Origin of the sequence: Nocardiopsis sp. CA-288880 (assembly GCF_050955985.1) — a bacterium.
In the GTDB taxonomy this organism is placed as follows: domain Bacteria; phylum Actinomycetota; class Actinomycetes; order Streptosporangiales; family Streptosporangiaceae; genus Nocardiopsis; species Nocardiopsis tropica.
In genome coordinates this window covers 5,591,585-5,613,058 of record NZ_CP192105.1, presented here as the reverse complement: position 1 = coordinate 5,613,058, position 21,474 = coordinate 5,591,585, and the positions used below count along the sequence as shown (strand labels likewise).

Here is a 21,474-nt window from a genome sequence, read left to right as displayed (position 1 = left end):
GCGCGGCCCGGCGGGGAGCGCGGGGGACGCGGCGGCGGGGTCCCGACGCCGGGGGCGGGCACGAGCCCGCCCCCGGCAGCCGGGGGCGTCAGCCGAGCAGGCCGTCGAGCGGGATCAGCACGCCCGAGCCCAGGGCGACCAGCCCCGTGGACAGCAGGACCACCAGCATGAACAGGGACCCCGCCACGGCCAGGCGGAACGCCGCCAGGCGGCGGCGGGCGCGCGCGCTGGGCTTCTTGCTGGCGGCGGACCGGCCCAGCGCCACCAGCACGACCGCCAGCAGCACGGGGAACCACCACGCGTCACCCGCGCCGCCGGGCAGCAGGCCGGTCACCGACCCGGTCACCTCGGACAGCCACCCCAGGAGGCCGCCGCCGCCCGCCTCCAGCAGCCCCGTGTACGCACCGGTCACGAACTCGCTCTCGGGGTAGAAGCCCTCCTCCGGACGCATCACGCGGCCCAGGCCGTCGACCAGGCCCAGCAGCGCGGCAGGATAGGCGAAGCGGCGGCAGCGGCCCGCGGACATCGCCCGCTGGATCTGGCTCATGGTCCGCTCGACCCGGCGGGTGGCCCTCTCCTGGTCGCGGCGGTCGCGCGCCGGCTCCCCGGCGCCCGAGGGGTCGTAGGGGTTGGGGACGGCCTGGTTGTCCGGCCGGGTGGGAGCTGTGGCGGCCTCCGCCCGGCGCTGCCGGGCCGTCGACACCTTCCCGCGGGCCTCGGTCCAGCGGGCCCGGGCCGATCCGGCCAGCGCCGCCCACCGGTCCTGGCGGCGCGCCCTGCCGTCGGCCCGCTCGCGGGCGGCGACGGCTCCGCCGACCCGGGCGGCCTCGGGCAGCAGCAGGAGCGCCGTGAGCACGGCGCCCCTGGTGGCGACGGCGTCGCCACCGGCGCCGTCGCGCAGCGCCTGGCGGCGCAGCTCCGCCCACCACGGGGCGTGCGGGGCGTCGCTGCGCTGTTTGGGGTGCCAGGACTGGCGGCGCAGCAGCGAGCGGTGGCGTGAGGCGGTGTCGGGGACGAGCACCAGTTCGACGGCCCGCGCCCACGCGGTGTCCGTCTCGTGGGCGTCGGGGCGGCGCGGGGCGTCGGACCCGGCGCCGACCAGGCGGTCCACGTTCTCGGCGACCCGTCGCATGAGCAGCGGCACCTCGTGCTGGACGCGCTCCAGCAGGGCGCACCGGCCCGAACCGCCCGACCGGCAGGAGGGGTGAGGGCACCAGTGCTGGGATCCCAGGCCCACCGCGCCCGACTCCACGGCCTCGCGCACCACCGCGTGGCGGCTCGCGTCGCCGGTGGCCAGTGCCAGGAGGCCGTCGGCGCTGATCTCGTGGCCCCGGAAGCGCGGCGGCATACCGGGCACGTACCGGGCGGCCAGGGCGCTGATCGCCACGTGGGCGAGCTCGGGCCGGGCGTCCAGCCCGGTCAGGTAGGCGCGGTCGAAGGTGTAGTCGTTGACCTCGCGGTCGAGCCAGGTGCGCAGTTCCGGCCAGTGGCTGCGCAGCCACATGGCCCCGGTCTCGGAGCGGTCCAGCAGGTCGAAGGCCAGGCTCGGGGGGTCCTCGTGGCTGGCCCCGGCGAAGTCGACGGGCCGCAGGCGGCGGGCGGTGCGGATCTGCGGGCGCTCGCCGGCCAGCCACTGGGCGACCTCGTCGTAGCCCCACCGGGCGGACGGGGCGGGTGCGAGCAGGCCGCGGACGAGCAGGCGCCAGCGCTCGTCGGTGATCGCGGAGATGTCCACCTCGGTGTTGCGGGCGGTCAGCCAGTTGCCGCCGCGCTCGGGGCGGCGACCGGTCACGAGCTCGTGCACCATCACGCCCAGGGACCACCAGGAGGCGGGGGCCTCCCTGCGGCCCTCGACGACCTCGGGGGCGGCGTAGTCCTCGGTGATGGCGAGTCCGCCGTAGACGCGGCTCATGGTGGCCCGCACGGCCCCGCCGAAATCGGTCAGGGCCACGACCGGCGGGTCCAGGGAGCGCACCAGCAGGTTCTCGGGCTTGACGTCGGTGTGGTTGTGCTGGAGCTCGTCCTGCCAGTGGCGCAGGCACTCGGCCACGGCGGAGAGCACGGCGCGCGCCCGGTCGTCGTCCAGGGGCGCCTGGTCGATGACGGCGCGCAGCGTCCCCAGGGAGAAGTACTCCTGGGCCTCCCAGGCCAGGTCCTCCCCCCAGGAGCTGGCCGCGGTGCCGTACCCGTGGATGGCCGGGGTGTGCGGCGAGGCGGTGCCGCGGGCCCGGAGCCGGTCCAGGAGTTCGCGGTTGATGTCGTGGCCGGGCCGGTACACCTTGAGGGCGAGGCGGCGCCCGGGGGAGTCGGTGGGCTCCGCCAGGTAGACGACGGCCTCGCCGCCCGCGCCGACGTGGTCGAGCACCTGGTACCGGCGCCGCAGCTCGGCGGGCACGGCGTAGTCGAGGTCGCCGGCCGGGCCGACCACCACGCGGGAGACCAGGCGGGCCATCCAGTCCAGGAGCGGGCCGAACAGCGTCCTCCACCACGGGGTGCGGCCGTCGTCGCGGCCGTCCCCGGGGATGGTCCGCGCCGGGCGCCGTCCGCCGGGGCCGGCGGGCGCGGTCGGCGCGGCGGGCGGACCGCCGCCGGGCAGGACGCCGGTGCGGTCCGGTGACGGAGGGGCGACGCGGGTGGGAGCCGGCCCGCCGTCGCGGTCGTCGGAGCCGGGGCGGAGGACACGCGTGACCCAGCGCGTGGCTCCCGCGCGGTCCGGGCCGCTCCGTGCGGTGGTCGCGGTGGGGTCGATCCGTTGGGTCGGCGCGTTCTCGTCACCGGGGTCGGGCGTGACCATGGAGGTCGGGGCCATCCTTCGGATAGGCGGTGGTGTCGTCGGTGTCCGGGGGGATCGACGGACCCTTCCAGAGTAGGTCCCGTGCGGCACCGTCGCCGGTGCCGCGGGACCGTCCGCGAGCGGGGCCGCCGTCTCCCTCCTACCCCGTTTGACTCCTCACGCCTCCGTGGAGTTCCGCCCGCTTCCCGCCGCTCCGGCGCCGCCCGGGTGCTGCTCCCTCGGGACGAGGCCGAGCGCGGAGCAGGCCTCCCGGTACAGGCGCACGACCTCGGCGCGGATCTGCGGACGCTCGGTCAGCGGCCGCCCCCAGGGGACGCGGACGGCCCGCTCGGCGCCGTCCTCCGTCACCGCGTAGTCGCCCCCGTCACCGTCCAGCCCGGTCATCCGGGCGGCGGTGGCGCCGGGCGCGCCCCCGAAGGCCCGGCAGATGAGGAGGGTGTCCTCCGGGTGGTCGCCGTTCATGTGCGCGGTGACCGCGGCGACGACGTCGGGGGAGAAGGGGTTGGGCGGGGACAATGTGCCTCCTGGAGGTGGGCGGTGTCACGGAAGGACGAAACGGGGGAGGGCTGTGCGCCCTCCCCCGCCGACGATATCCGAGATCCCCAGGATGATGACAGGGTGTCGTCACCTTGGCCGGGCGGTGTCCGTGTCCCACCGGGGGGCCTGTCCGGCGCCCCCGGGTCCCGGCCGTCCCGGTGCGGCCGCCCGCCGCCGCACCGGGTCCCGCGGGTCTCAGGCCTGGCGGATGAACTCGGCGTCGATCTCGATGGTGATCTTGTCGCCGACGACCACGCCGCCGCCGTCCATGGGCATCTCGATGTCCACGCCGAACTCCTTGCGGCTGATCTGCGTGCTGGCGGCGAAGCCGGCGCGGTCCAGGCCGTACGGGTCCAGGGTGGAGCCGTTGAACTCCAGGGTCAGCTCGACCGGGTTGGTCCTGCCCTTGATGCCCAGCTCGCCCTTGAGGACGAAGTCCTCGCCCTTGGCCTCGATGCCGGTGGAGCGGAAGGTGAACTGCGGGTTCTGGTCGACGTCGAAGAAGTCGGCGGACCGGATGTGGTTGTCGCGGTCGCCGTTGTCGGTGTTGATGGAGCCGGCGTCGATCGTGGCCTCGACGGAGGACCGGGCGGGGTCCTCGGGGACCGTCAGCGTCGCCTCGAACTTCTCGAAGCGGCCGCGCACCTTGCTGACCATCATGTGGCGCACCGAGAAGCCGATGACGGAGTGGGTCGGGTCGATCGTCCAGGTGCCGGGCTTCAGTTCCTGAGCTGCCATGGTGTGTCTCCCTGCCGGGTTCGGCGGACCCGCGGGTCGGGTCCGGTGGTCTCTACTGAGGAACAAAGTACCTTAGAAGATTCTTCCTGGGAAGGATTCTAGGGTCTCCGCCGGAACCGTGCAAGGGGCGCCCGCCCGCCACGGCCTAGGCTTGGCGCATGGAGAACGCTGCGTGGCTCGACGGAGGCGAACAGCGCGTCTGGCGCGGGTTCCTGCGGATGAACGCCTGGATCTACGACGAGCTGGAGAAGGACCTGCGGGACCGCACCGGGCTCTCGCTCGTGGAGTACGGCATCCTCGTCCACCTCTCCGAGGCCCCCGGCCGCCGCATGCGCATGCGGGTGCTCGCCGACAGCGTCATCGTGTCCAAGAGCAGGCTCTCCCACCAGGTCGCGCGGCTCGAACGCGACGGCTACGTGCGCCGCGAGCACTGCGACGACGACCGGCGCGGGCTCTGGGCGGTGCTGGAGGACGAGGGGGCGGCGGTCCTGGGCCGGGCCGCGCCCGGACACGCCGCGCGGGTCCGCTCCCTGGTCTTCGACAAGCTCTCCGGGGAGCAGGTGCGGCAGTTCGCCGCCGTCGTCGACGCGCTCGAAGGTGACGAAGCCGTTTCCCGGGGACAGGACTCCGTGTGACCGGAGTACGGTCCGCCCGGGCCCCGGGTAGAGTCGGAGCCCGTGAGCAGACCATCGATCATCGGCGCCCAGAACTTCCGTGACGACGACGGCGGAGCCGACCCGGAGGTCGAGTCCTGCCTGCGCCGGCACGCGGCGGGCGAGATCGGCGACCGCCAGGTCCTCGCCGCCCTCAGCCGGTCCCGCCTGCTCATCCCGGTCGTGGCCGTGGCCACCGGGACCGAGGAGGGGGTCGGCGGACTGACCAAGGACAAGAGCAGCGAGGTCGCCGTCCCCATCATGACGGGCAGGGACGGGCGCCGCGGAGTGCTCGCCTTCACCTCGGTCGACGCGGTGCGGCGCTGGCGGCCGGACGCGCGCCCCGTGCCCTTCACCACCAAGGACGCCTGCCAGGCCGCCGTGGAGGAGGGCGCCGACGCCCTGGTCGTCGACGTCTCCGGCCCCGTGCCCCACACCGTCCAGGGCCGCTTCCTCACCATGCTCGCCGAGACCGGCGCCGTCCCCGAACCCAAGGACGACCCACAGGTCCTCGCCCTCGTCTACCGGGTGACCCACGGCGAGTTCGGCATCGAGCGCGTGCGCATCCACCCCTCCGAGCGGGGCGAGATCGGCATCCGCCTCGAACTCGAGGAGCGCGACGACGAGGCGCTGCGCCGCGTGGCCGAGAGGCTCGCCTCCGAGCTGGGGCACGTGCTGCCCGGGGGCATCGAGCTCAGCGCCGTCGTACGGGCCAGGCGCGACTAGGGCGCGGCCCGTGGGGCTCGCGCCCGAGCCGGTCGCCGCGAGCCCGGAACGACCCGCGGAACACCGCCGAGGGGCCCCGCCGCGGGCGGCGTCGTCCACAGGGGGGACCGGGTTGTGTCGCGGCGGGCGGCGGAAGGGTAACTTCCCACCATGCCCACCCCCGCGGTGCTCGCGTCCTCCCCGTACCTGTGGACGGTCCTCGTCGCCGTCCCCCTCGTCCTGCTCGGCCTGGCGGTCGGCCGGCTCAACGGCCGGGTCGTCCCGCTGTTCGGGCCCGCCGGCCCTCCCCGGCCGAGGGGAGGCCCCGGCGCCGTCCCGGCGCCCGCGGAGGGCCCGCCCGGGGCGGGCAGCGACGACGCCGAGGCGGAGCCCGGGGCCGCCGGGGGCGGTCCCCGCCCCGGGACCGTCGAGGAGGAGGACGAGGGACCCCCGCCGCCGCGGTGCCCCCACTGCCTGGCCGAGATCCGTTTCCTTCCCGGGCTCCCCGCCGTGGAGGCCCGGGCCTTCCGAAGACGCGGGGCCTGTCCCCACTGCGAACGGGCCATCCGCTCCGACCCCGCCGTGATCGCCGCCACCGCCGTGCTCTTCGGGCTCGTGGGGGCCGTGTGCGCCCTCGGCCCCGACCTGTCGCCCTTCGGCCTGCTCGCCGTCCTGTGGCTGGTCTCGGTGGGCGTGCCGCTGTCCGTCATCGACCTGCGGGTGATGCGCCTGCCCGACGCCGTCGTCGCCCCCGCCTACCCGGTCGCCGCCGCGCTGCTGGGGGCCTCCGTCCTCCTCCCGCCGAGCGGACCCGACCCGGGGCGGGCCGCCGAGGCGCTCCTCAGTATGGTCTTCGTCACGGTGGTCTACTGGCTGCTGTGGAGGGTCCACCGCGGCGGGATCGGGTTCGGCGACGTCAAGCTCTCCGGCCTCACCGGCCTGTACGCGGGGTGGGCGGCGGGCCCGCTCGGAGCGCTCGCCGCGGTCTTCTGGGCCTTCGCCGCGTTCTCCCTCGTGGGACTCGCGCTCATGGCGCTGCGCCGCCTCACGCGCAGGGACCCCTACCCGCTCGGCCCGTTCATGCTCGCCGCCACCCTGGCGACCGTCCTCGCCGGGCAGCCCCTGCTGCCGTAGGCCGCGCCGGCCCGCGTGCGCCCCGAGCGGGGCGGACGCCCCCGGGCGGGGCGGCCCCCGGACCGCCCCGGATGCCACCCCGGCCCGCGATCCGTGGGAGGATCGTGCACATGTTGCGTTGGCTGACCGCGGGGGAGTCCCACGGACCCGCACTCGTCGCGATTCTGGAGGGCCTCCCGGCCGGTGTGTCCGTCACCTCTGACGACATCGCCGCCGCGCTGCTCCGCCGCCGCGCCGGGTACGGCCGTGGCGCCCGGATGAAGTTCGAGAAGGACCAGGTCTCCGTCATCGGAGGCATTCGCCACGGCCGCACCCAGGGGGGTCCCGTCGCGATCGAGGTCGGGAACACCGAGTGGCCCAAGTGGGAGAAGGTGATGTCGCCCGACCCGGTGCCCGCCGAGGAGCTGGAGGGCCTGGCGCGCAACGCGCCCCTCACCCGCCCCCGCCCCGGCCACGCCGACCTGGTCGGCATGCAGAAGTACGGGCACGTGGAGTCGCGCCCCGTCCTGGAGCGCGCCAGCGCCCGTGAGACGGCGGCCCGCGTCGCGATCGGCGAGGTGGCCCGGCAGTTCTGCCGCCAGGCCCTCGGCGTCGAGATCGTCAGCCACGTGGTGTCCATGGGACCGGTCGAGGTGCCCGAGGGCTCCCCGGAACCGCGCCCCGAGGACCTGGCCGCCGTCGACGCCGACCCGCTGCGCTGCTTCGACGCCGAGACCAGCGCCCGCATGGTGGCGGAGGTCGACGACACCAAGAAGGCCGGCGACACCCTCGGCGGCGTGGTGGAGGTCCTCGCCTACGGACTGCCGCCCGGCCTGGGCAGCCACGTCCACTGGGACCGGCGCCTGGACTCCCGGCTCGCCGGGGCCCTCATGGGCATCCAGGCGATCAAGGGCGTCGAGGTCGGCGACGGGTTCCGCACCGCCGCCCGGCGCGGGTCGGTCGCGCACGACGAGATCGAGCCCGGACCGGACGGCGTGCGCCGCCGCACCAACCGCGCGGGCGGGGTCGAGGGCGGCATGACCACCGGCGACCCCCTGCGCGTGCGCGCGGCGATGAAGCCCATCGCCACCGTCCCCAACGCGCTGGACACCATCGACATCGGGACCGGCGAGCCCGCCCGGGCCGACCACCAGCGCAGCGACGTCACCGCGGTCCCGGCCGCCGGCGTGGTCGCCGAGGCGATGGTCGCCCTGGTGCTCGCCGAGGCCGCCGTCGAGAAGTTCGGCGGCGACTCGGTCGCCGAGACCGCGCGCAACCTCCGCGGCTACATGGAGTCGCTCGACATCCGCTGATCCGGCGGCCCGCGCCCCGCCCCTTCCCGGGGCGGGGCGCGGGCCCCGAACGGCACGCCCCCGGCCCCCGGCGCCACGGGGCGGGAGCCTCCCGCGGGCCCGGCGGGGTCCGCCTCCCGGGCGGCGCGCCCCGCGCCGGCGGGACCGCCGTGACGCGGCCCCCGCCCCCGGCACGCCGGGTTTCTGCTAGACAAGAGGGCAGACGCACCCGCCGGCGGCCCCACGGGCACGCGACGGCCGGGTGCGCTGACAGCACTCGCAGGGCCCACCGGTACAACCCGCGCACGCGGGCGGTGGCCCGGATCCCACCTAGGCAGGCAGAGCGTGGCAAGAGCGATCGCGGTGCTCATCGGTTCGCCCGGATCGGGCAAGTCCACCGTCGGCGAGGCGCTGGCCCGACGGCTCGGGGCGGACCTGCTGTGCACCGACACCGAGATCGAGCGGCGTGCGGGCAAACCCGTCGGCGACATCTTCATCGAGGACGGCGAGGAGCGCTTCCGCGCCCTGGAGCGCGAGGTCGTCGCCGAGGGCCTGCGCGCCTGGGAGGGCGTGATCGCCGTCGGCGGCGGCGCCGTCCTCGACCAGGACACCCGGACCGACCTGGCGGACCACCACGTGGTCTACCTCCACGTCGAGTTCGGGGAGGCCGCCAAGCGCGTGGGCATGGACGCGGCCCGACCGCTGCTCTCGGGCAACCCCCGGACGCAGCTGCGCAAGCTGCTCAACGAGCGCCTGCCCGTCTACGAGGGGCTGGCCACCGTCACCGTCCCCACGACCGGCTTCCACCCCGAAGAGATCGTCGACTCCATCCTGCCCACGCTGACCGGGCAGAGCACCGGAAGGGCCCAGCAGTGACCGTGACCCGCATCGGCGTCGGCGACCCCTCCGGCCGCTACGACGTGGTCGTCGGCAGCGGCGTCCTCTCCGAGCTCCCCTCGCTGGTCGGCGACGCCGCCCAGGTCGCCGTCATCCACCCCGGCGGCCTGGACGGGATCGCCCGCCCCGTGGTCGGCGCCCTGGAGGCCGCCGGATACCGCGCCCACTCCCTGCCGGTCCCCGACGGCGAGGCCGCCAAGACCGCGGCCGTCGCCGCCGACCTGTGGTCCCGGCTGGGACGGCTCAACTTCACCCGCAGCGACGCGGTGGTGGGCGTCGGAGGGGGCGCCGCCACCGACCTGGCCGGGTTCGTCGCCGCCACCTGGCTGCGCGGGGTGCGCTCCGTGCTGGTGCCCACGACCCTGCTCGGCATGGTCGACGCGGCCGTCGGCGGCAAGACGGGCATCAACACCCCCGAGGGCAAGAACCTCGTCGGCGCCTTCCACCCCCCGGCCGGCGTCCTGTGCGACCTCGCCACCCTGCCGAGCCTGCCCAGGGCCGACTACGTGGGCGGCCTCGCCGAGGTCATCAAGGCGGGGTTCATCGACGACCCCGTCATCTGCGACCTGGTGGAGGAGGACCCGGAGGGCGCCGCGAGCCCCGAGGGCGTCCACACGCGCGAACTCATCGAGCGCGCCATCCGGGTCAAGGCCGACGTCGTCTCCGGGGACCTCAGGGAGAGCGGCCGCCGCGAGATCCTCAACTACGGCCACACCCTCGGGCACGCGATCGAGCGGGCCGAGAACTACACCTTCCGGCACGGCTACGCGGTCGCCATCGGCATGGTGTTCGCCGCGGAGCTGGCCCGCCTGGACGGGCGCATCGGCGCCGGCCTCGTCGAGCGTCACCGCTCCCTGCTCTCGTCGGTGGGCCTGCCCACCTCCTACGCGCGGGAGTCGTGGCCGGAGCTGCGCGCCGCCATGAGCGTGGACAAGAAGGCCCGGGGGGCGACCCTGCGCTTCGTCGTCCTCGACGGCCCGGCCTCCCCCTCCATCCTCAGCGGCCCCGCCCCCGAACTGCTCGACGAGGCGTACCGCGCGGTCACCGGCGACGCCCGGGTCCCGCACAGCCACTAGACTGCACACAGGTGATGTGCGCACTGGTGCACTCGGGGAGCTCCCCGAGGTGCCCGCGCACCGCCCCACCGACCACCGACCGGGCCCCGCCCGGTCCCCGACGTGTCACACCCCTGGAGAGACGACCGAAGTGGCCTCGACGAACGACATCAAAAACGGCACGACCCTGCGACTCGACGGCGGCGTCCTCTGGAGCGTCCTCGAGTTCCAGCACGTCAAGCCGGGCAAGGGCGGCGCGTTCGTCCGCACCAAGCTGAAGAACGTGCTCACCGGCAAGATCGTCGACAAGACCTTCAACGCGGGCGCCCGGGTCGAGTTCGCCAGCGTGGACCGCCGCGACATGGAGTACCTGTACCACGACGGCGAGTCCTTCATCTTCATGGACACCCAGACCTACGACCAGATCCCCGTCTCCGCGACGGTCGTCGGCGACAACAGCGACTTCCTGCTGGAGAACACCAAGGTCACCGTCGCCACCAACGAGGGCAACCCGCTCTACGTCGAGCTCCCCGCCGCCGTCGAGCTGGAGATCACCCAGACCGACCCCGGCGTCCAGGGCGACCGCTCCACCGGCGGCACCAAGCCCGCGACCGTCCAGACCGGCGCCGTCATCCAGGTGCCCCTGTTCATCACCGAGGGCGAGCGCGTCAAGGTCGACACCCGCACGGGCGACTACCTCGGGCGAGTCAACTGATGAGCGGAGCACGGCGCAAGGCGCGGCGGCGCGCGGTCGAGGTCCTCTACGAGGCCGAGGTGCGCGGCACCTCCGTGGAGGACGTCATCGGGCGCCGTCGGGCCCAGCCCGAACCTCCGATCAACGAGTTCACGGAGAACCTGGCCCGCTCGGTCGACGGGCGGCGCGAGCGCATCGACGAGCTCCTGGACGCCTACGCCATCGGCTGGACGCTGGAGCGCATGCCGGTCGTCGACCGCAACATCCTCCGGATGGGCGCCTACGAGCTGCTCTGGGCCGAGGACATCCCCGACGGCGTCGCGATCGCCGAGGCCGTCGGTGTGGCCAAGGAGCTCTCCACCGACGAGTCGCCCAACTTCATCAGCGGACTTCTGTCACGCTTGATGGAGAACAAGGCGACGCTCTCGCTCTGACACCGCCGAACGGGCGGGACGGTCGGGGCAACGTGCTTGAGGGGACGCAAGTGACTGACAGGACCGGCGTGAGCGCGACCACCGGCAGCGGCTCCGGCGCGGGCTGGGCGACCGGCCCGGCGCGGGCCGCCGGCGCGGCCCGGACGGCGGTCGTGTGGGACGCCCTCTCCCAGCTGCTGGAGGGCCTCGCGGACGACGGTCCCCTGGAGATCGTCGACGCGGGCGGGGGCACCGGCGGAGCCGCGGTCCCGCTCGCCGAGCTGGGCCACCGCGTGACGGTGGTCGAACCCAGTCCCGACTCCCTCGCGGCCCTCGAGCGCCGTGCTGCCGAGCAGGGCGTCACCGTGCGCGGCGTGCAGGGGGAGACCCGCGACCTGGCGTCCCTGTTCGCGCCCGGCAGCGCCGACCTCGTGCTGGTGCACAACGTGCTGGAGTACGTGGAGGACCCCGTCGCGGCGCTGCGCGACGTGGTCGGCATCACCCGTGCGGGCGGCGCCGTGAGCCTCCTCGTCACCAACGCGGCGGCAGGGGCGCTGCACCGCGCCCTGGCCGGGCACATCGCCGAGGCACGGCGCCTGCTCGGCGACCCGGACGGTCGCTGGGGAGAGGCCGACCCGATGCCGCGCCGGTTCACCCGGCAGCGGCTCCTCGAACTCGTCGACGGGGCCGGCCTGACCGGGGGGAGCGTCCGCGGCGTCAGGGTCTTCGCCGACCTGGTGCCCGGGCACGCCTGGGAGGGCGACGCCCAGGCCGGACAGCACCTGGTGGAGCTGGAGCGCTCCGCCGCCGAGCACCCCGAGCTGACCGGGATCGCCACGCAGCTGCACGCCATCGCCCACCGCCCCTGAGGGGACCGTCCCGGACCCCCGCAGACGCCCTCCCGGGCGCCGCTCGCGGGGGCGGGGTCCCGCCCCGCCCGCCGGTCCGGGGCCCGGGGACGGGGTTGCCGGACCAGGTGCTGTGCGACACCCGCATCCTGCACGACCGGGGCCCGGCGTGCGGGGTTCCGGAGCCGGGAGCCCGGGGGCGCATACGCTCGGGCAGGGCATAACCTGGTCCTATGAGCCGACGTCAGCTGGAACGCGGTGCCGCGCTACGGGGCATGGTCTCCCCCGACGGCATCGTGCCGTTGGGCGCCGACTTCCCCGCGGACGGGTCCGGTCCCGACTCCGACTGCCACATCCTGCACCTGGACATGGACGCCTTCTTCGCGAGCGTCGAGCAGCTGCGCCACCCCGAGGCGCGCGACCGGCCCGTCATCGTGGGAGGCACGGGTCCGCGCAGCGTCGTCTCCTCCGCCGACTACCTCGCCCGCGCGTGCGGCGTGCACTCGGCCATGCCGATGGCCCGGGCGCTGCGCCTGTGTCCCGACGCGGCCGTCTTCCCTCCCGACGGCGCCGCCTACCGGCAGGCGTCGGAGGCCGTGATGGACATCCTGCGCTCGGTGACCCCGCTGGTGCAGCCGCTCTCCCTGGACGAGGCCTTCCTGGACGTGTCCGGGGCCCGCCGCCGCCTGGGCGGACCGGTGCGGATCGCCGCGATGATCCGTGAGCGCGTGCGCTCCGAGCAGCGGCTGACCTGCTCCGTCGGGGTGGCCGCCAACCGCTTCACGGCCAAGCTCGGCTCCACCCACTGCAAACCCGACGGGCTGCTGCTGGTGCCCACCGCCCACGTGCGGGGGTTCCTGGACCCGCTGCCCGTGGGCGCGCTGCCCGGGGTGGGGGACAAGACCGAGCAGACCCTGGCCAGGCTGGGCCTGCGCACGGTCGGCCAGCTGGCCCGGTACGAGCCGGACCTGCTGCGCATGGAGCTGGGGAACAAGGCCGGCACCCGCCTGGCGGCGCTGGCGCGGGGCGAGGACGACAGCACCGTGGTCGCCGAGACCGCCGACAAGAGCGTCGGCGCCGAGGAGACCTTCGACGACGACGTCGCGGACCCGGACGTGGTGGACAGGGAGCTGTTGAGGCTCGCGGAGAAGGTGGGACGACGGCTGAGGGCGTCGGGCCAGGTGGGGCGCACGGTGAGCGTGAAGCTGCGCCGGGCGGATTTCTCCACGATCACCCGCTCCAGGACCCTGGCCGAGAGCACCGACGTGGCCCGTGAGATCAGCGCCGTCGCCCGCGAGCTGTACGCGGCCTCCGGGCTGCGGCGTACGCCGTTGCGCCTGATCGGCGTGCGCGTCGAGGGGGTCGCTCCTGCGGACCGGGCCCATCGTCAATTGGCGTTGGGAGAGGAGGACTCCGGTTGGCGGGACGTTGAACGGGTTATGGACCAGGTGACAGCTCGTTTCGGTCCAGGCGCGATACAGTCGGCTGTGTTGGCCAAGCGTGACGAAAACGACGTATGATGCGGCAACTTCCGGGGCCCTCGGAGCGTTCCAAGGGTACGACCGGAGTCAGGGTAGAAGAGAGGCATGGAAGCCGGTGTTTCCGATACAGGGCGAGGGTATCGTGGCCGTTGTGGGCCAGGTGCGCGCGCAGCTTTTCTTTCCACCAGGCGCTAGTGCAACGTATTCTGGGCATACCACTGACCAAGAGACTGTTCATCAGTACCCGTCACCCCAATCGGGGACTGTCGTAGGGAGGCGCCGTGCCGCTCTCTGAACACGAGCAGCGCATGCTCGACCAGATCGAGCGGGCGCTGTATGCCGAGGACCCGAAGTTCGCGAACACAGTTCGGCAGACGAACCCCGCGGTCCATTACAAGCGCTGGATCATCAAGGCCGGGCTCGGTTTCGTCGTCGGCGTGGTGCTGCTGATGACGGGGCTGATGCTCCAGTCCACCGCTGTCCAGGTCACCATCAGCGTCCTCGGTTTCCTCGTCATGCTCTCGTGCTTCCTGTGGGGGGCCAACGCATGGCGGAAGGCGTCCGGCGGGGGTGCCGAGGCCGCGGCCGCCGCGGCGGAGCCCAAGCAGAAGCGCAGGGGCGGCAGCCGCCCCGGCATGATGAACCGCTTCGAGGAGCGCTGGCGCCGTCGCCAGGAGGGCGAGGAGTGACACCGCTCCTCCCCGGCCGCCACCGGCGACCGGGCGGAGCGCGTTAGCAGCCGGTGCGCGCCGGTCCCCGGACCGAGGGCGCACCGTCACGTGGTGGGGTCCCGCAGGGTATCGCGGGGCCCCACCACGGTGTTGTGGGGCACGTACGAATCGCCCGTCGTGGAATAGTTCAGACTTCTCTTTGGTCTGCGCTTGTTACGCGCCTTCGAGGCTGGCCGAAACCCCGCCCCCGGGGTCCTGCCATGGGCCCGGCGGGGGCCGGGACGGGCCCGTGGACGGTGCGCTGCCGCGGCTCCCGGCCGTCCCGTGCCCTCACCCGCGCCGGGAGGTCCGGGCCCGCTCCGCCCGTCGGCGGGGGAGGGCCCTGCGCCCGCGCCGACCGGTGCGGGGCCGAGGAGCGGGAGGCGTGCACCGGAAGGCCGCACCGCTGCGATCACCACCGGTTCCACACCGCCGTCGGCGGCCCTCCCGCGTCACCGAGCCCTCAGGTCGGTACCCCTAGGGCGTCGCGGCCGAGAGGTCCCGCGCGGGCCGGGGCCTGTGCCAGGGCGCCAGGGACCGGGGCAGCAGGGCCGCGCGGACCCGGGCCCCCCTCCCCGCCGCGGCGGCCAGGCCGGCACAGGCCGCCGCCAGGTCTGCGCGCAGCCCCCCGGCTCCGGTCGGCGCGGGCGCATAGCGGGCCGACTCCTCGGCCAGGGCCAGCCGCCACAGCGCAGCCACGGCCTCCGCGGGCACGGGAGCCGGAACGCCGTCGGTACGGGGGCCGTCCGTCTCCGCCCCGAAGCGGGACAGCCGTTCGGCCGTGGCACGCGGGCTCTCGGTCGGCGCCCACGGGCCGCCCAGGTCCAGGCAGGTGTCCCGGAGTTCCCGCCAGGCGGTGTGCGCGGACGCGGCCGGGTCGCCGTCCGACAGCGAAGCCGTCCGGGACCAGCGCAGGAGGGCCCGCGCCAGGGCGGGCAGGGCCAGGAGCAGCAGTGCGCCGACCGCACCCCCCGCCGCCGGGAGCCAGGACAGGTCCGGTCCGGCGGCGGAGCCGCCGCCGGAGGCCGCGGCGGGCTCGGTCTCCTGGTCCTCGGGCGCCTCGTCCGCCCCGGGGGAGGCGTCGGGCTCCTCGGTGTCCTCGCTCGGCTCCGTGCTCGGGGAGGGCTCCGTGTCGGGGCCGCCGGGCTCCTCGGCGGGCCGCTCACCGGCACCGCCGTCGCCGGACGCGTAGTCGGGCACCGTCGCCGAGCCCTGCCCCTCGCCGCCGCTCGCGGCCGGGGTCGGCTCGAACCGCACCCAGCCCGCGCCCTCGAAGTACAGCTCCGGCCACGCGTGCGCGTCGCCCACCGTGACCGCCCACCGGCCGTCGCCCATGCGCTCACCGGCCGTGTAGCCCACGGCCACTCGCGCGGGGATGTCGGCCTGCCGGGCCATGACCGCCATGGCCCCGGCGAACTGCTCGCAGTAGCCCACCCGGTCCTCCAGCAGGAAGTGGGAGAGCGGGTCGGCGCCCTCGGGCACCCCCGGCGGGGACAGGTCGTAGGTGAACAGGCCCCCGGTGAAGTACTCCTGGATCGCGAGGGCGCGCTCGTACGGCGACTCCGCGCCCTCGACGAGGCCGTCCGTCAGCGCCTGCACCGAGGGGTCCAGGCCGCTCGGCAGGTTCCGGTGGTCGCCGGGGAGGGAGACGGGGGACCCGGAGCCGGCCAGTTCGTCGCCCGTGGGGACACGGTCCACCGTCTCCACGGAGAAGTTCAGGCCCGTGGGAGGGCTGTCGGTGGTGAACACCATGAGGCTGTCGGGGTCGGCGTACCACTCCCCGGGGGCGTCCACCGCGCGCGCCCAGTACGGCAGCGGCAGGAAGTCCATCCGGGGCGAGTCGGAGTCCAGGGAGATCCGCGTCGTCACCGGGCTGCCGTCGGGCTCCCCGTCCCAGCCGGCGGGCAGCGGGAGCTCCCCGCTGACCAGGGTGTCGCCCGAGGCGCTGACCGGCGTCATCGTCCAGTTCTCGCCGTCGAACTCGTTCAGCACGTACGTGCGCAGGTAGTCGGGCTGCTCGGCGTCGGTCCGGTAGGTCAGCACGGTGCGGTCGGAGGAGGCACCCAGCTCCCGGCGGAGCGAGACCAGCGGGTGCGTCGTGGTGAGGACGTCCCCGCCGATGGAGGCCCCGTCGGCCATGGCGTAGAACGCGTCGCTGCGCAGTGAGGGCACCGCCAGCGGCACCGTCAGGGCCAGCAGCACGGCCGCGGCCGAGGCCGCCGACACCGTCGCCACCCGGAGCACACGGCCGAGCAGACGGGCCGAGGGGTCGCGGTCGTCGGGGACGCGCGTGCCCCACTCGCGTCCGCGCACCCACATGTCCACCGCGAGGAGGAACAGGAAGCCGAGGGCGCAGGAGGCCGCGGCCACCGCTCCGACGCCGGCGTCGTCCACCACCAGCGGGACGGCCACCAGCGCCAGCAGCAGGCCGCCGACCATGCCGGGGCAGCGCGCGGTCACCGCGAGGAAGTCCGAGGCCATCGCGAACACCGCGAACACCAGCGCGATGATCATCCTCACCCCGTAGGAGGCCGCCACCGGCGGCGCGTTGCCGTCGATGCTGGCGACGCCCTCCCCGAACACCTGTGCCAGGTACTCCAGGGAGTCCCGGGTCGGGAGGAGCCCCAGGAGGGCCTCGTGGGGGGCGAAGAGGGGCGTGCTGAGGAAGGCGACCGCGAACAGCTGGAGGAACGGCACGGGCAGGGCGTTCCACCCGCTCAGCCGGTACAGCGCGGAGATCCCGCAGACAGCGGCCGTCACGAGGGCCGCGGGGACCCACCAGGTCTCACCGCGCACGACCGTGCCCAGCAGGGGCAGTGCCGACAGCAGGCAGACCAGGGACGCCAGGGGCATCAGTGCTCTCAACGCGGGCCCTTTCCGGGGGTGCGGGGCGCGGCGGCCCGGACGGGGCCGTGCGTTCCGGTGCGGACGGCCGCGAGGGCCCACAGCCGGGGCAGGTCCGCGAGGGCGGAGAGGACGAGGACGCGCCATCCGGCGGACGCGAGGATGTCGCGGACGCCGACCGCGGCGTCCGGCCCCTCCCACGCGGCGCGGGCGCACAGCACGGCCACGCGCGCCCCCCGTCCTCCGGCCCGGGCGAGGGCGGCGGCCTCGTCGGGGGACAGCGCCCCCAGGACCGCCACGACCAGGCTGGACGTGCCGCGGGATGTGCCGAGCAGGTCGATGCCGCCGAGCAGCCCGGGGGTGTCGGAGGGTTCCACGACGGCCAGGCCGTCCAGGACGCCCGCGGCGTTCATGGTCGGCACCCGCCCGCGCTCGGTGTGGAAGCGCAGGTCGTGGCCGCCGTCGAGCAGGCTCAGCGCCACGGAGGCGGCGACGCTGACCGCCGTCTCCAGGGACCCGGCGGGGCCGTGCCCCGCGTGGGCGGACCACCGGGTGTCCAGCAGGATCGTGCTGTTCTCACGCCAGTGCTGCTCGTCCCGGCGCACCATCAGCTCACCGTGCTTGGCGGTGGAGCGCCAGTGGACCCTGCGCAGTTCGTCCCCGTACCGGTACTCGCGCGGCACCGGGTCCTGCTCCCCGGCCCCGGTCACCGAGCGGCGGGGGCTCTCCTCGCCCTGCGAGCCGTCGGCGGACCCCGGCGACGCCAGGGGAACGGTCACGGGGGTCACGAGCAGGTGGGCCGGCGCCCCGACCCGGCGTCCGACGCGCACGCACCCCAGCGGGTCGGTCACCGCCAGGCGGAGCGGGCCCACCGGGTAGTTGCCGCGTGTCGCCGGCCTGACCAGGTAGGAGACGTCGCGGACCGAGCGGGGGCCGAGGTGGCCCACGGTGTACCGGGGCTCGGTGCCCAGCGGGACCGGCAGGGTGTCCTCGACCGACAGCGAGGCGACCGGCCAGACGGGGGAGGAGTTGCCGATCCTGACCAGGATCCGGGCGTCGTGGCCGGCCGGCACGCGGACGGGCGCCACGGTCCGGCTGTGCACGACCCGGGAGGCGGCCCCCAGGACCGTGAGGGCGGAGAGCGGCGGCACCGCGGCCAGGAGCACGCCCACGGCGACCAGCTCACGCTGTCCGACGAGGAGGCCGGCCACGAGGGCGGTCGCGCCGAAGACGAGCATGAACACCCCGCGAGGGGTGAGGGCCCGGCGGGGGCGCTCCTGCGGGTGGAGGGCGTCGGGCGGCGGCGCGGAGGGGGTCCCGCGGCTGACGCCCGGTGCGGGGGTGTGCGCGGGAGGCGCCTGGTGTCGGACGTCGGGCGGACGCATGGACCCTCTCTCGGGGGCGGCCCGTACCCGGCGGGCGGGACAGGCGGGGAGGCGGGAGGAGCGGGACGCCGCGGCCCCCGCGGGGGCCGCGGCTACTGCGGTCCGGGCACGGGCAGGCGCGCGACCAGCTTGGCGACGATCTGCTCGGGGGAGAGGCGCTCCATCTGCGCCTCGGGCGCGGGCAGCAGGCGGTGCGCGAGCACCGGGACGGCGAGCGCCTGCACGTCGTCGGGGACGACGTAGTGCCGCCCGTCCAGTGCGGCGTACGCGCGTGCCGCCCGCACCAGGTGCAGGGTCGCGCGCGGTGAGGCCCCCAGGCGCAGGTCGGGGCTGGTCCGGGTGGAGTTGACCAGGTCGACGACGTAGCGGCGCATACCGGGGGCGACGTGGACCGCGCGCACGCGGTCGGTGAGGTCGCGGATCTGCGCGGCGTCGGTCACCGGGACGAGGGTGTCCAGGGGGGAGCGGGAGCTGTGCGAGTCGATCATGTCGAGTTCGGCCTGAGGGGCCGGGTAGCCGACGGACACGCGGGCCATGAACCGGTCCCGCTGCGCCTCGGGGAGCGCGTAGGTGCCCTCCATGTCGGAGGGGTTCTGCGTGGCCACCACCATGAACGGGCGCTCCAGCACGCGGGTCTGCCCGTCCACGCTCACCTGGCGCTCGGCCATGCACTCCAGGAGGGCCGCCTGGGTCTTGGGGGAGGCGCGGTTGATCTCGTCGCCCAGCACGATGTTGGCGAAGACCGGCCCGGGGTTGAACTCGAACTCGCGCCGGTCCTGGTGGTAGACGCTGACGCCGGTGATGTCGCTGGGGAGCAGGTCCGGGGTGAACTGGACGCGCTGCACGGAGCAGTCCACGGCCCGTCCCAGGGCCTTGGCCAGCATGGTCTTGCCGACGCCCGGGACGTCCTCGATGAGCAGGTGCCCCTCGGCGAGCAGGACCGTCAGGGCGATGCGCAGCACCTCCGGCTTGCCCTCGATGACCGTCTCGATGGCGCCGCGGACGCGGTCCGCCACGGCGACGATCTCGCCGACGTCCTCCTGGACGCCGCCCCCGCGACCGCCGTGGTGTGTGCCGAGTGACACGAGACCCCTCCCGCTCCGTATGGCTTCGTGTGTCGGTGTTCGGAACCGAGGCTAGGCCCAATCGGAGCGATTGCAAACCAAAGTGCCGGAATCGACGGCCGATTGATTCCACGGGCAACCAAAGAGGTCAAAGGGCCCGAATCGCTCTTCCGGGCATTGGCGGTGCCCACGCGGCGCACCCTGACCCCTCCGCGCGCCCGCGCGCGCGAAGGGGTCGTTTTCGCAGGTCGGCGGGTATGTGGGGGGAGAGTGCCGGACGACACCCGGCGGCATCCGCGCGGGCTCCGCCCGCCCCACCCTCCTGACCTGCGCATTTGTGGATTCTTCGGGGTGTGAATCCCGATTGGAGCTGTTGACGGTGGGGAAGAGTGGAGTAAGGTGGAGCATCGTGGAGAGGGTGAATTCTCCACTTCGGGGAGTGAGGGGGTGGGAGTGTGTTCCTCGGCACCCACACGCCTCGCCTCGACCAGAAGGGACGGCTGTTCCTTCCCGCGAAGTACCGCGACGAGCTGTCGGGGGGTCTGGTGGTCACCAAGGGCCAGGAGCGCTGCCTCTACGTCTTCCCGACGGAGGAGTTCCGGCGCATCACCGACGCGCTCGCCAGCACCCCGGTCACGGCCAAGTCCGTTCGCGACTACAGCCGGGTCCTCTTCGCCAGCGCCTCCGACGAGACCTGCGACAAGCAGGGCAGGGTGACCATCCCGTCGAAGCTGCGCGAGTACGCGGGTCTCGAGCGCGAGTGCGTCGTCATCGGCGCCAACACCCGCCTGGAGATCTGGGACGCCGACGCGTGGTCCGAGTACGAGGCCGAGCAGGAGCAGGCCTTCGCGCAGCTCTCCGAGGAGGTGCTGCCCGGGGTGCTGTGAACCCGGCGGAGCCACCGCCGGAACGAGCGGCACGACAGTCCACACCCTTGCAGGCCGGGTGGTCGGCAACGGCCTCCGGACACGGCGCACACGAGCTGGCGCGACTTCCCCGGTGCCAGGTCGTGAACACTGGTCCGCCGAACGGTGGACAATAGCGGCCGTGTCCGGAAGGCCTTGCCGAAACCCGGCCGGGCCACGCGAAGGACACCGCGGAGCGCACCATCGTGGCGCTACCGCGGCGACCAGGGGGAGACGGCGAAAGCGTGGAGGAACAGCACCGCATGGGGGACACCCGGCAGCACGAGCAGCCCGAAGGGGACGGCCCGGCCCGCGAACACCGGGACACCGGGGACGGAGCCGGGCGGGGGAACGGCATCGGGGACCGCATCGCCGCGGCCCGCGCCGGGACGGACCCGCTGCACGTACCGGTCATGCTCGACCGGATCATCGAACTCCTGGCCCCCGCGCTCACCGAGCCCGGGGCCGTGCTCGTGGACGGCACCCTGGGGCTGGGCGGCCACTCCGAGGCCCTGCTCAAGGCCTGTCCCACCATGCGCCTGGTCGGGGTCGACCGCGACACCACGGCCCTGGAGCGCAGCGCCGAGCGACTCGCCCCCTACGCCGACCGCACCCACTTCGTGCACGCGCTCTACTCCGACATCCCGCGCGCGCTGGACGAGGCGGGCGTCTCCGGCGCCGACGCCGTCCTGCTCGACCTGGGGGTGTCCTCGCCGCAGCTGGACGAGACCGACCGCGGTTTCGCCTACGCCCACGACGCGCCGCTGGACATGCGCATGGACCGCACCCAGTCCCTGACCGCGGCCGAGGTCGTCAACACCTACCCGGTCGGCGAACTCACGCGGGTCCTGCGCGCCTACGGCGAGGAGCGCTTCGCCTCCCGCGTCGCCAGGGCCATCGAGAGGCGGCGCGCACAGGGCCCGATCGACTCCACGCGCGAACTCGCCGAACTGGTCCGCGAGGCCATCCCCGCGGCCACCCGCCGCACCGGCGGGCACCCCGCCAAGCGCGCCTTCCAGGGCCTGCGCATCGAGGTCAACGCCGAACTCTCCATCCTGGAGCGCACCCTGCCCGCGGCGGTCTCACGCCTGGGCGTGGGCGGGCGCATCGCCGTGCTGTCCTACCACTCGCTGGAGGACCGGATGACCAAGAGGGCCCTCGCCGCCCTGGCCACCGACACCACGCCCGCGGACCTGCCGGTCCCCCTCCCGGACAGGCAGCCCGAGCTCCGGCTCCTCACCCGGGGGGCCGAGCTCCCCACGGACGAAGAGAACGAACGCAACCCGCGCGCCCAGTCGGCCCGCCTCCGGGCGGCCGAACGGGTCCGGCCGCCGCGGCAGTAGGGA

At 74.6% G+C, this 21,474-nt stretch carries 19 protein-coding genes; 13 read left to right on the top strand and 6 right to left on the bottom strand.

Going from position 1 to position 21,474, the window contains the following annotated elements; genetic code table 11:
• Nucleotides 1-88: 88 nt before the first annotated feature.
• The 3 genes from ACQPYD_RS24300 to ACQPYD_RS24290 form a co-directional block, all read right to left on the bottom strand.
• Nucleotides 89-2,794, bottom strand: a complete 2,706-nt coding sequence (locus ACQPYD_RS24300; protein ID WP_433702118.1) for a protein kinase domain-containing protein — start codon at nt 2,792-2,794, stop codon at nt 89-91.
• A gap of 156 nt (nt 2,795-2,950) precedes the next feature.
• Entirely contained in the window at nt 2,951-3,310 is a 360-nt protein-coding gene (locus tag ACQPYD_RS24295) for a DUF2470 domain-containing protein (RefSeq protein WP_433697840.1), read from the bottom strand.
• Nucleotides 3,311-3,526: 216 nt separating this feature from the next.
• The gene (locus tag ACQPYD_RS24290; RefSeq protein WP_433697839.1) at nt 3,527-4,069 is read right to left on the bottom strand and encodes a YceI family protein; all 543 of its coding nucleotides are present in this window, start codon (nt 4,067-4,069) and stop codon (nt 3,527-3,529) included.
• Nucleotides 4,070-4,227: 158 nt separating this feature from the next.
• On the opposite strand from ACQPYD_RS24290, the gene ACQPYD_RS24285 reads away from it, so the two are divergent.
• The 11 genes from ACQPYD_RS24285 to ACQPYD_RS24235 all read left to right on the top strand — a co-directional run bounded on the left by ACQPYD_RS24285 (nt 4,228) and on the right by ACQPYD_RS24235 (nt 13,909).
• Nucleotides 4,228-4,704 (top strand): MarR family winged helix-turn-helix transcriptional regulator, encoded by a 477-nt coding sequence (locus ACQPYD_RS24285; protein ID WP_433697838.1) that lies wholly within the window; start codon nt 4,228-4,230, stop codon nt 4,702-4,704.
• Nucleotides 4,705-4,746: 42 nt separating this feature from the next.
• Entirely contained in the window at nt 4,747-5,448 is a 702-nt protein-coding gene (locus ACQPYD_RS24280) for an SseB family protein (protein WP_267945839.1), read from the top strand.
• Between the two features lie 150 nt (nt 5,449-5,598).
• A complete protein-coding gene (locus ACQPYD_RS24275; RefSeq protein WP_433697837.1) occupies nt 5,599-6,561 on the top strand; it encodes a prepilin peptidase in 963 nt (320 codons plus the stop codon).
• A gap of 110 nt (nt 6,562-6,671) precedes the next feature.
• Nucleotides 6,672-7,853, top strand: a complete 1,182-nt coding sequence (gene aroC / locus ACQPYD_RS24270; protein WP_267945837.1) for a chorismate synthase — start codon at nt 6,672-6,674, stop codon at nt 7,851-7,853.
• A 342-nt stretch (nt 7,854-8,195) separates the two neighbouring features.
• Nucleotides 8,196-8,708 (top strand): shikimate kinase, encoded by a 513-nt coding sequence (locus tag ACQPYD_RS24265; RefSeq protein ID WP_330159653.1) that lies wholly within the window; start codon nt 8,196-8,198, stop codon nt 8,706-8,708.
• The gene (gene aroB / locus ACQPYD_RS24260) at nt 8,705-9,805 is read left to right on the top strand and encodes a 3-dehydroquinate synthase (protein WP_433697836.1); all 1,101 of its coding nucleotides are present in this window, start codon (nt 8,705-8,707) and stop codon (nt 9,803-9,805) included. The genes ACQPYD_RS24265 and aroB overlap by 4 nt, the downstream gene beginning before the upstream one ends.
• A gap of 130 nt (nt 9,806-9,935) precedes the next feature.
• Nucleotides 9,936-10,499, top strand: coding sequence for an elongation factor P (gene efp / locus ACQPYD_RS24255; protein WP_267945833.1), 564 nt, complete (start codon nt 9,936-9,938; stop codon nt 10,497-10,499).
• The gene (nusB, locus tag ACQPYD_RS24250; RefSeq protein WP_433697835.1) at nt 10,499-10,912 is read left to right on the top strand and encodes a transcription antitermination factor NusB; all 414 of its coding nucleotides are present in this window, start codon (nt 10,499-10,501) and stop codon (nt 10,910-10,912) included. The genes efp and nusB overlap by 1 nt, the downstream gene beginning before the upstream one ends.
• A 50-nt stretch (nt 10,913-10,962) precedes the next feature.
• Nucleotides 10,963-11,760, top strand: coding sequence for a methyltransferase domain-containing protein (locus ACQPYD_RS24245; RefSeq protein ID WP_433697834.1), 798 nt, complete (start codon nt 10,963-10,965; stop codon nt 11,758-11,760).
• 212 nt (nt 11,761-11,972) lie between these two features.
• On the top strand, nt 11,973-13,259 hold the full coding sequence (gene dinB / locus ACQPYD_RS24240) for a DNA polymerase IV (RefSeq protein ID WP_433697833.1): 1,287 nt from the start codon (nt 11,973-11,975) through the stop codon (nt 13,257-13,259).
• Between the two features lie 242 nt (nt 13,260-13,501).
• Nucleotides 13,502-13,909 (top strand): DUF3040 domain-containing protein, encoded by a 408-nt coding sequence (locus ACQPYD_RS24235; protein ID WP_267945829.1) that lies wholly within the window; start codon nt 13,502-13,504, stop codon nt 13,907-13,909.
• Nucleotides 13,910-14,407: 498 nt separating this feature from the next.
• Here the strand turns inward: ACQPYD_RS24235 and ACQPYD_RS24230 are convergent, their stop codons facing one another.
• The 3 genes from ACQPYD_RS24230 to ACQPYD_RS24220 all read right to left on the bottom strand — a co-directional run bounded on the left by ACQPYD_RS24230 (nt 14,408) and on the right by ACQPYD_RS24220 (nt 19,244).
• Nucleotides 14,408-16,783 (bottom strand): transglutaminaseTgpA domain-containing protein, encoded by a 2,376-nt coding sequence (locus ACQPYD_RS24230; protein WP_433702117.1) that lies wholly within the window; start codon nt 16,781-16,783, stop codon nt 14,408-14,410.
• An 8-nt stretch (nt 16,784-16,791) separates the two neighbouring features.
• Nucleotides 16,792-18,012 carry a DUF58 domain-containing protein gene (locus tag ACQPYD_RS24225; protein ID WP_433702116.1) on the bottom strand — a complete coding sequence of 407 codons (1,221 nt, stop codon included), beginning with the start codon at nt 18,010-18,012 and terminating at the stop codon, nt 16,792-16,794.
• A 239-nt stretch (nt 18,013-18,251) separates the two neighbouring features.
• Nucleotides 18,252-19,244 (bottom strand): AAA family ATPase, encoded by a 993-nt coding sequence (locus ACQPYD_RS24220; RefSeq protein WP_330159630.1) that lies wholly within the window; start codon nt 19,242-19,244, stop codon nt 18,252-18,254.
• 434 nt (nt 19,245-19,678) lie between these two features.
• Here ACQPYD_RS24220 and mraZ point away from each other — a divergent pair, with 434 nt between their 5' ends.
• Nucleotides 19,679-20,110: a division/cell wall cluster transcriptional repressor MraZ gene (mraZ, locus tag ACQPYD_RS24215; protein WP_267945827.1), complete on the top strand. Its 432-nt coding sequence runs from the start codon at nt 19,679-19,681 to the stop codon at nt 20,108-20,110.
• Between the two features lie 281 nt (nt 20,111-20,391).
• Nucleotides 20,392-21,471, top strand: a complete 1,080-nt coding sequence (gene rsmH / locus ACQPYD_RS24210; protein ID WP_433702115.1) for a 16S rRNA (cytosine(1402)-N(4))-methyltransferase RsmH — start codon at nt 20,392-20,394, stop codon at nt 21,469-21,471.
• Nucleotides 21,472-21,474: the final 3 nt, after the last annotated feature.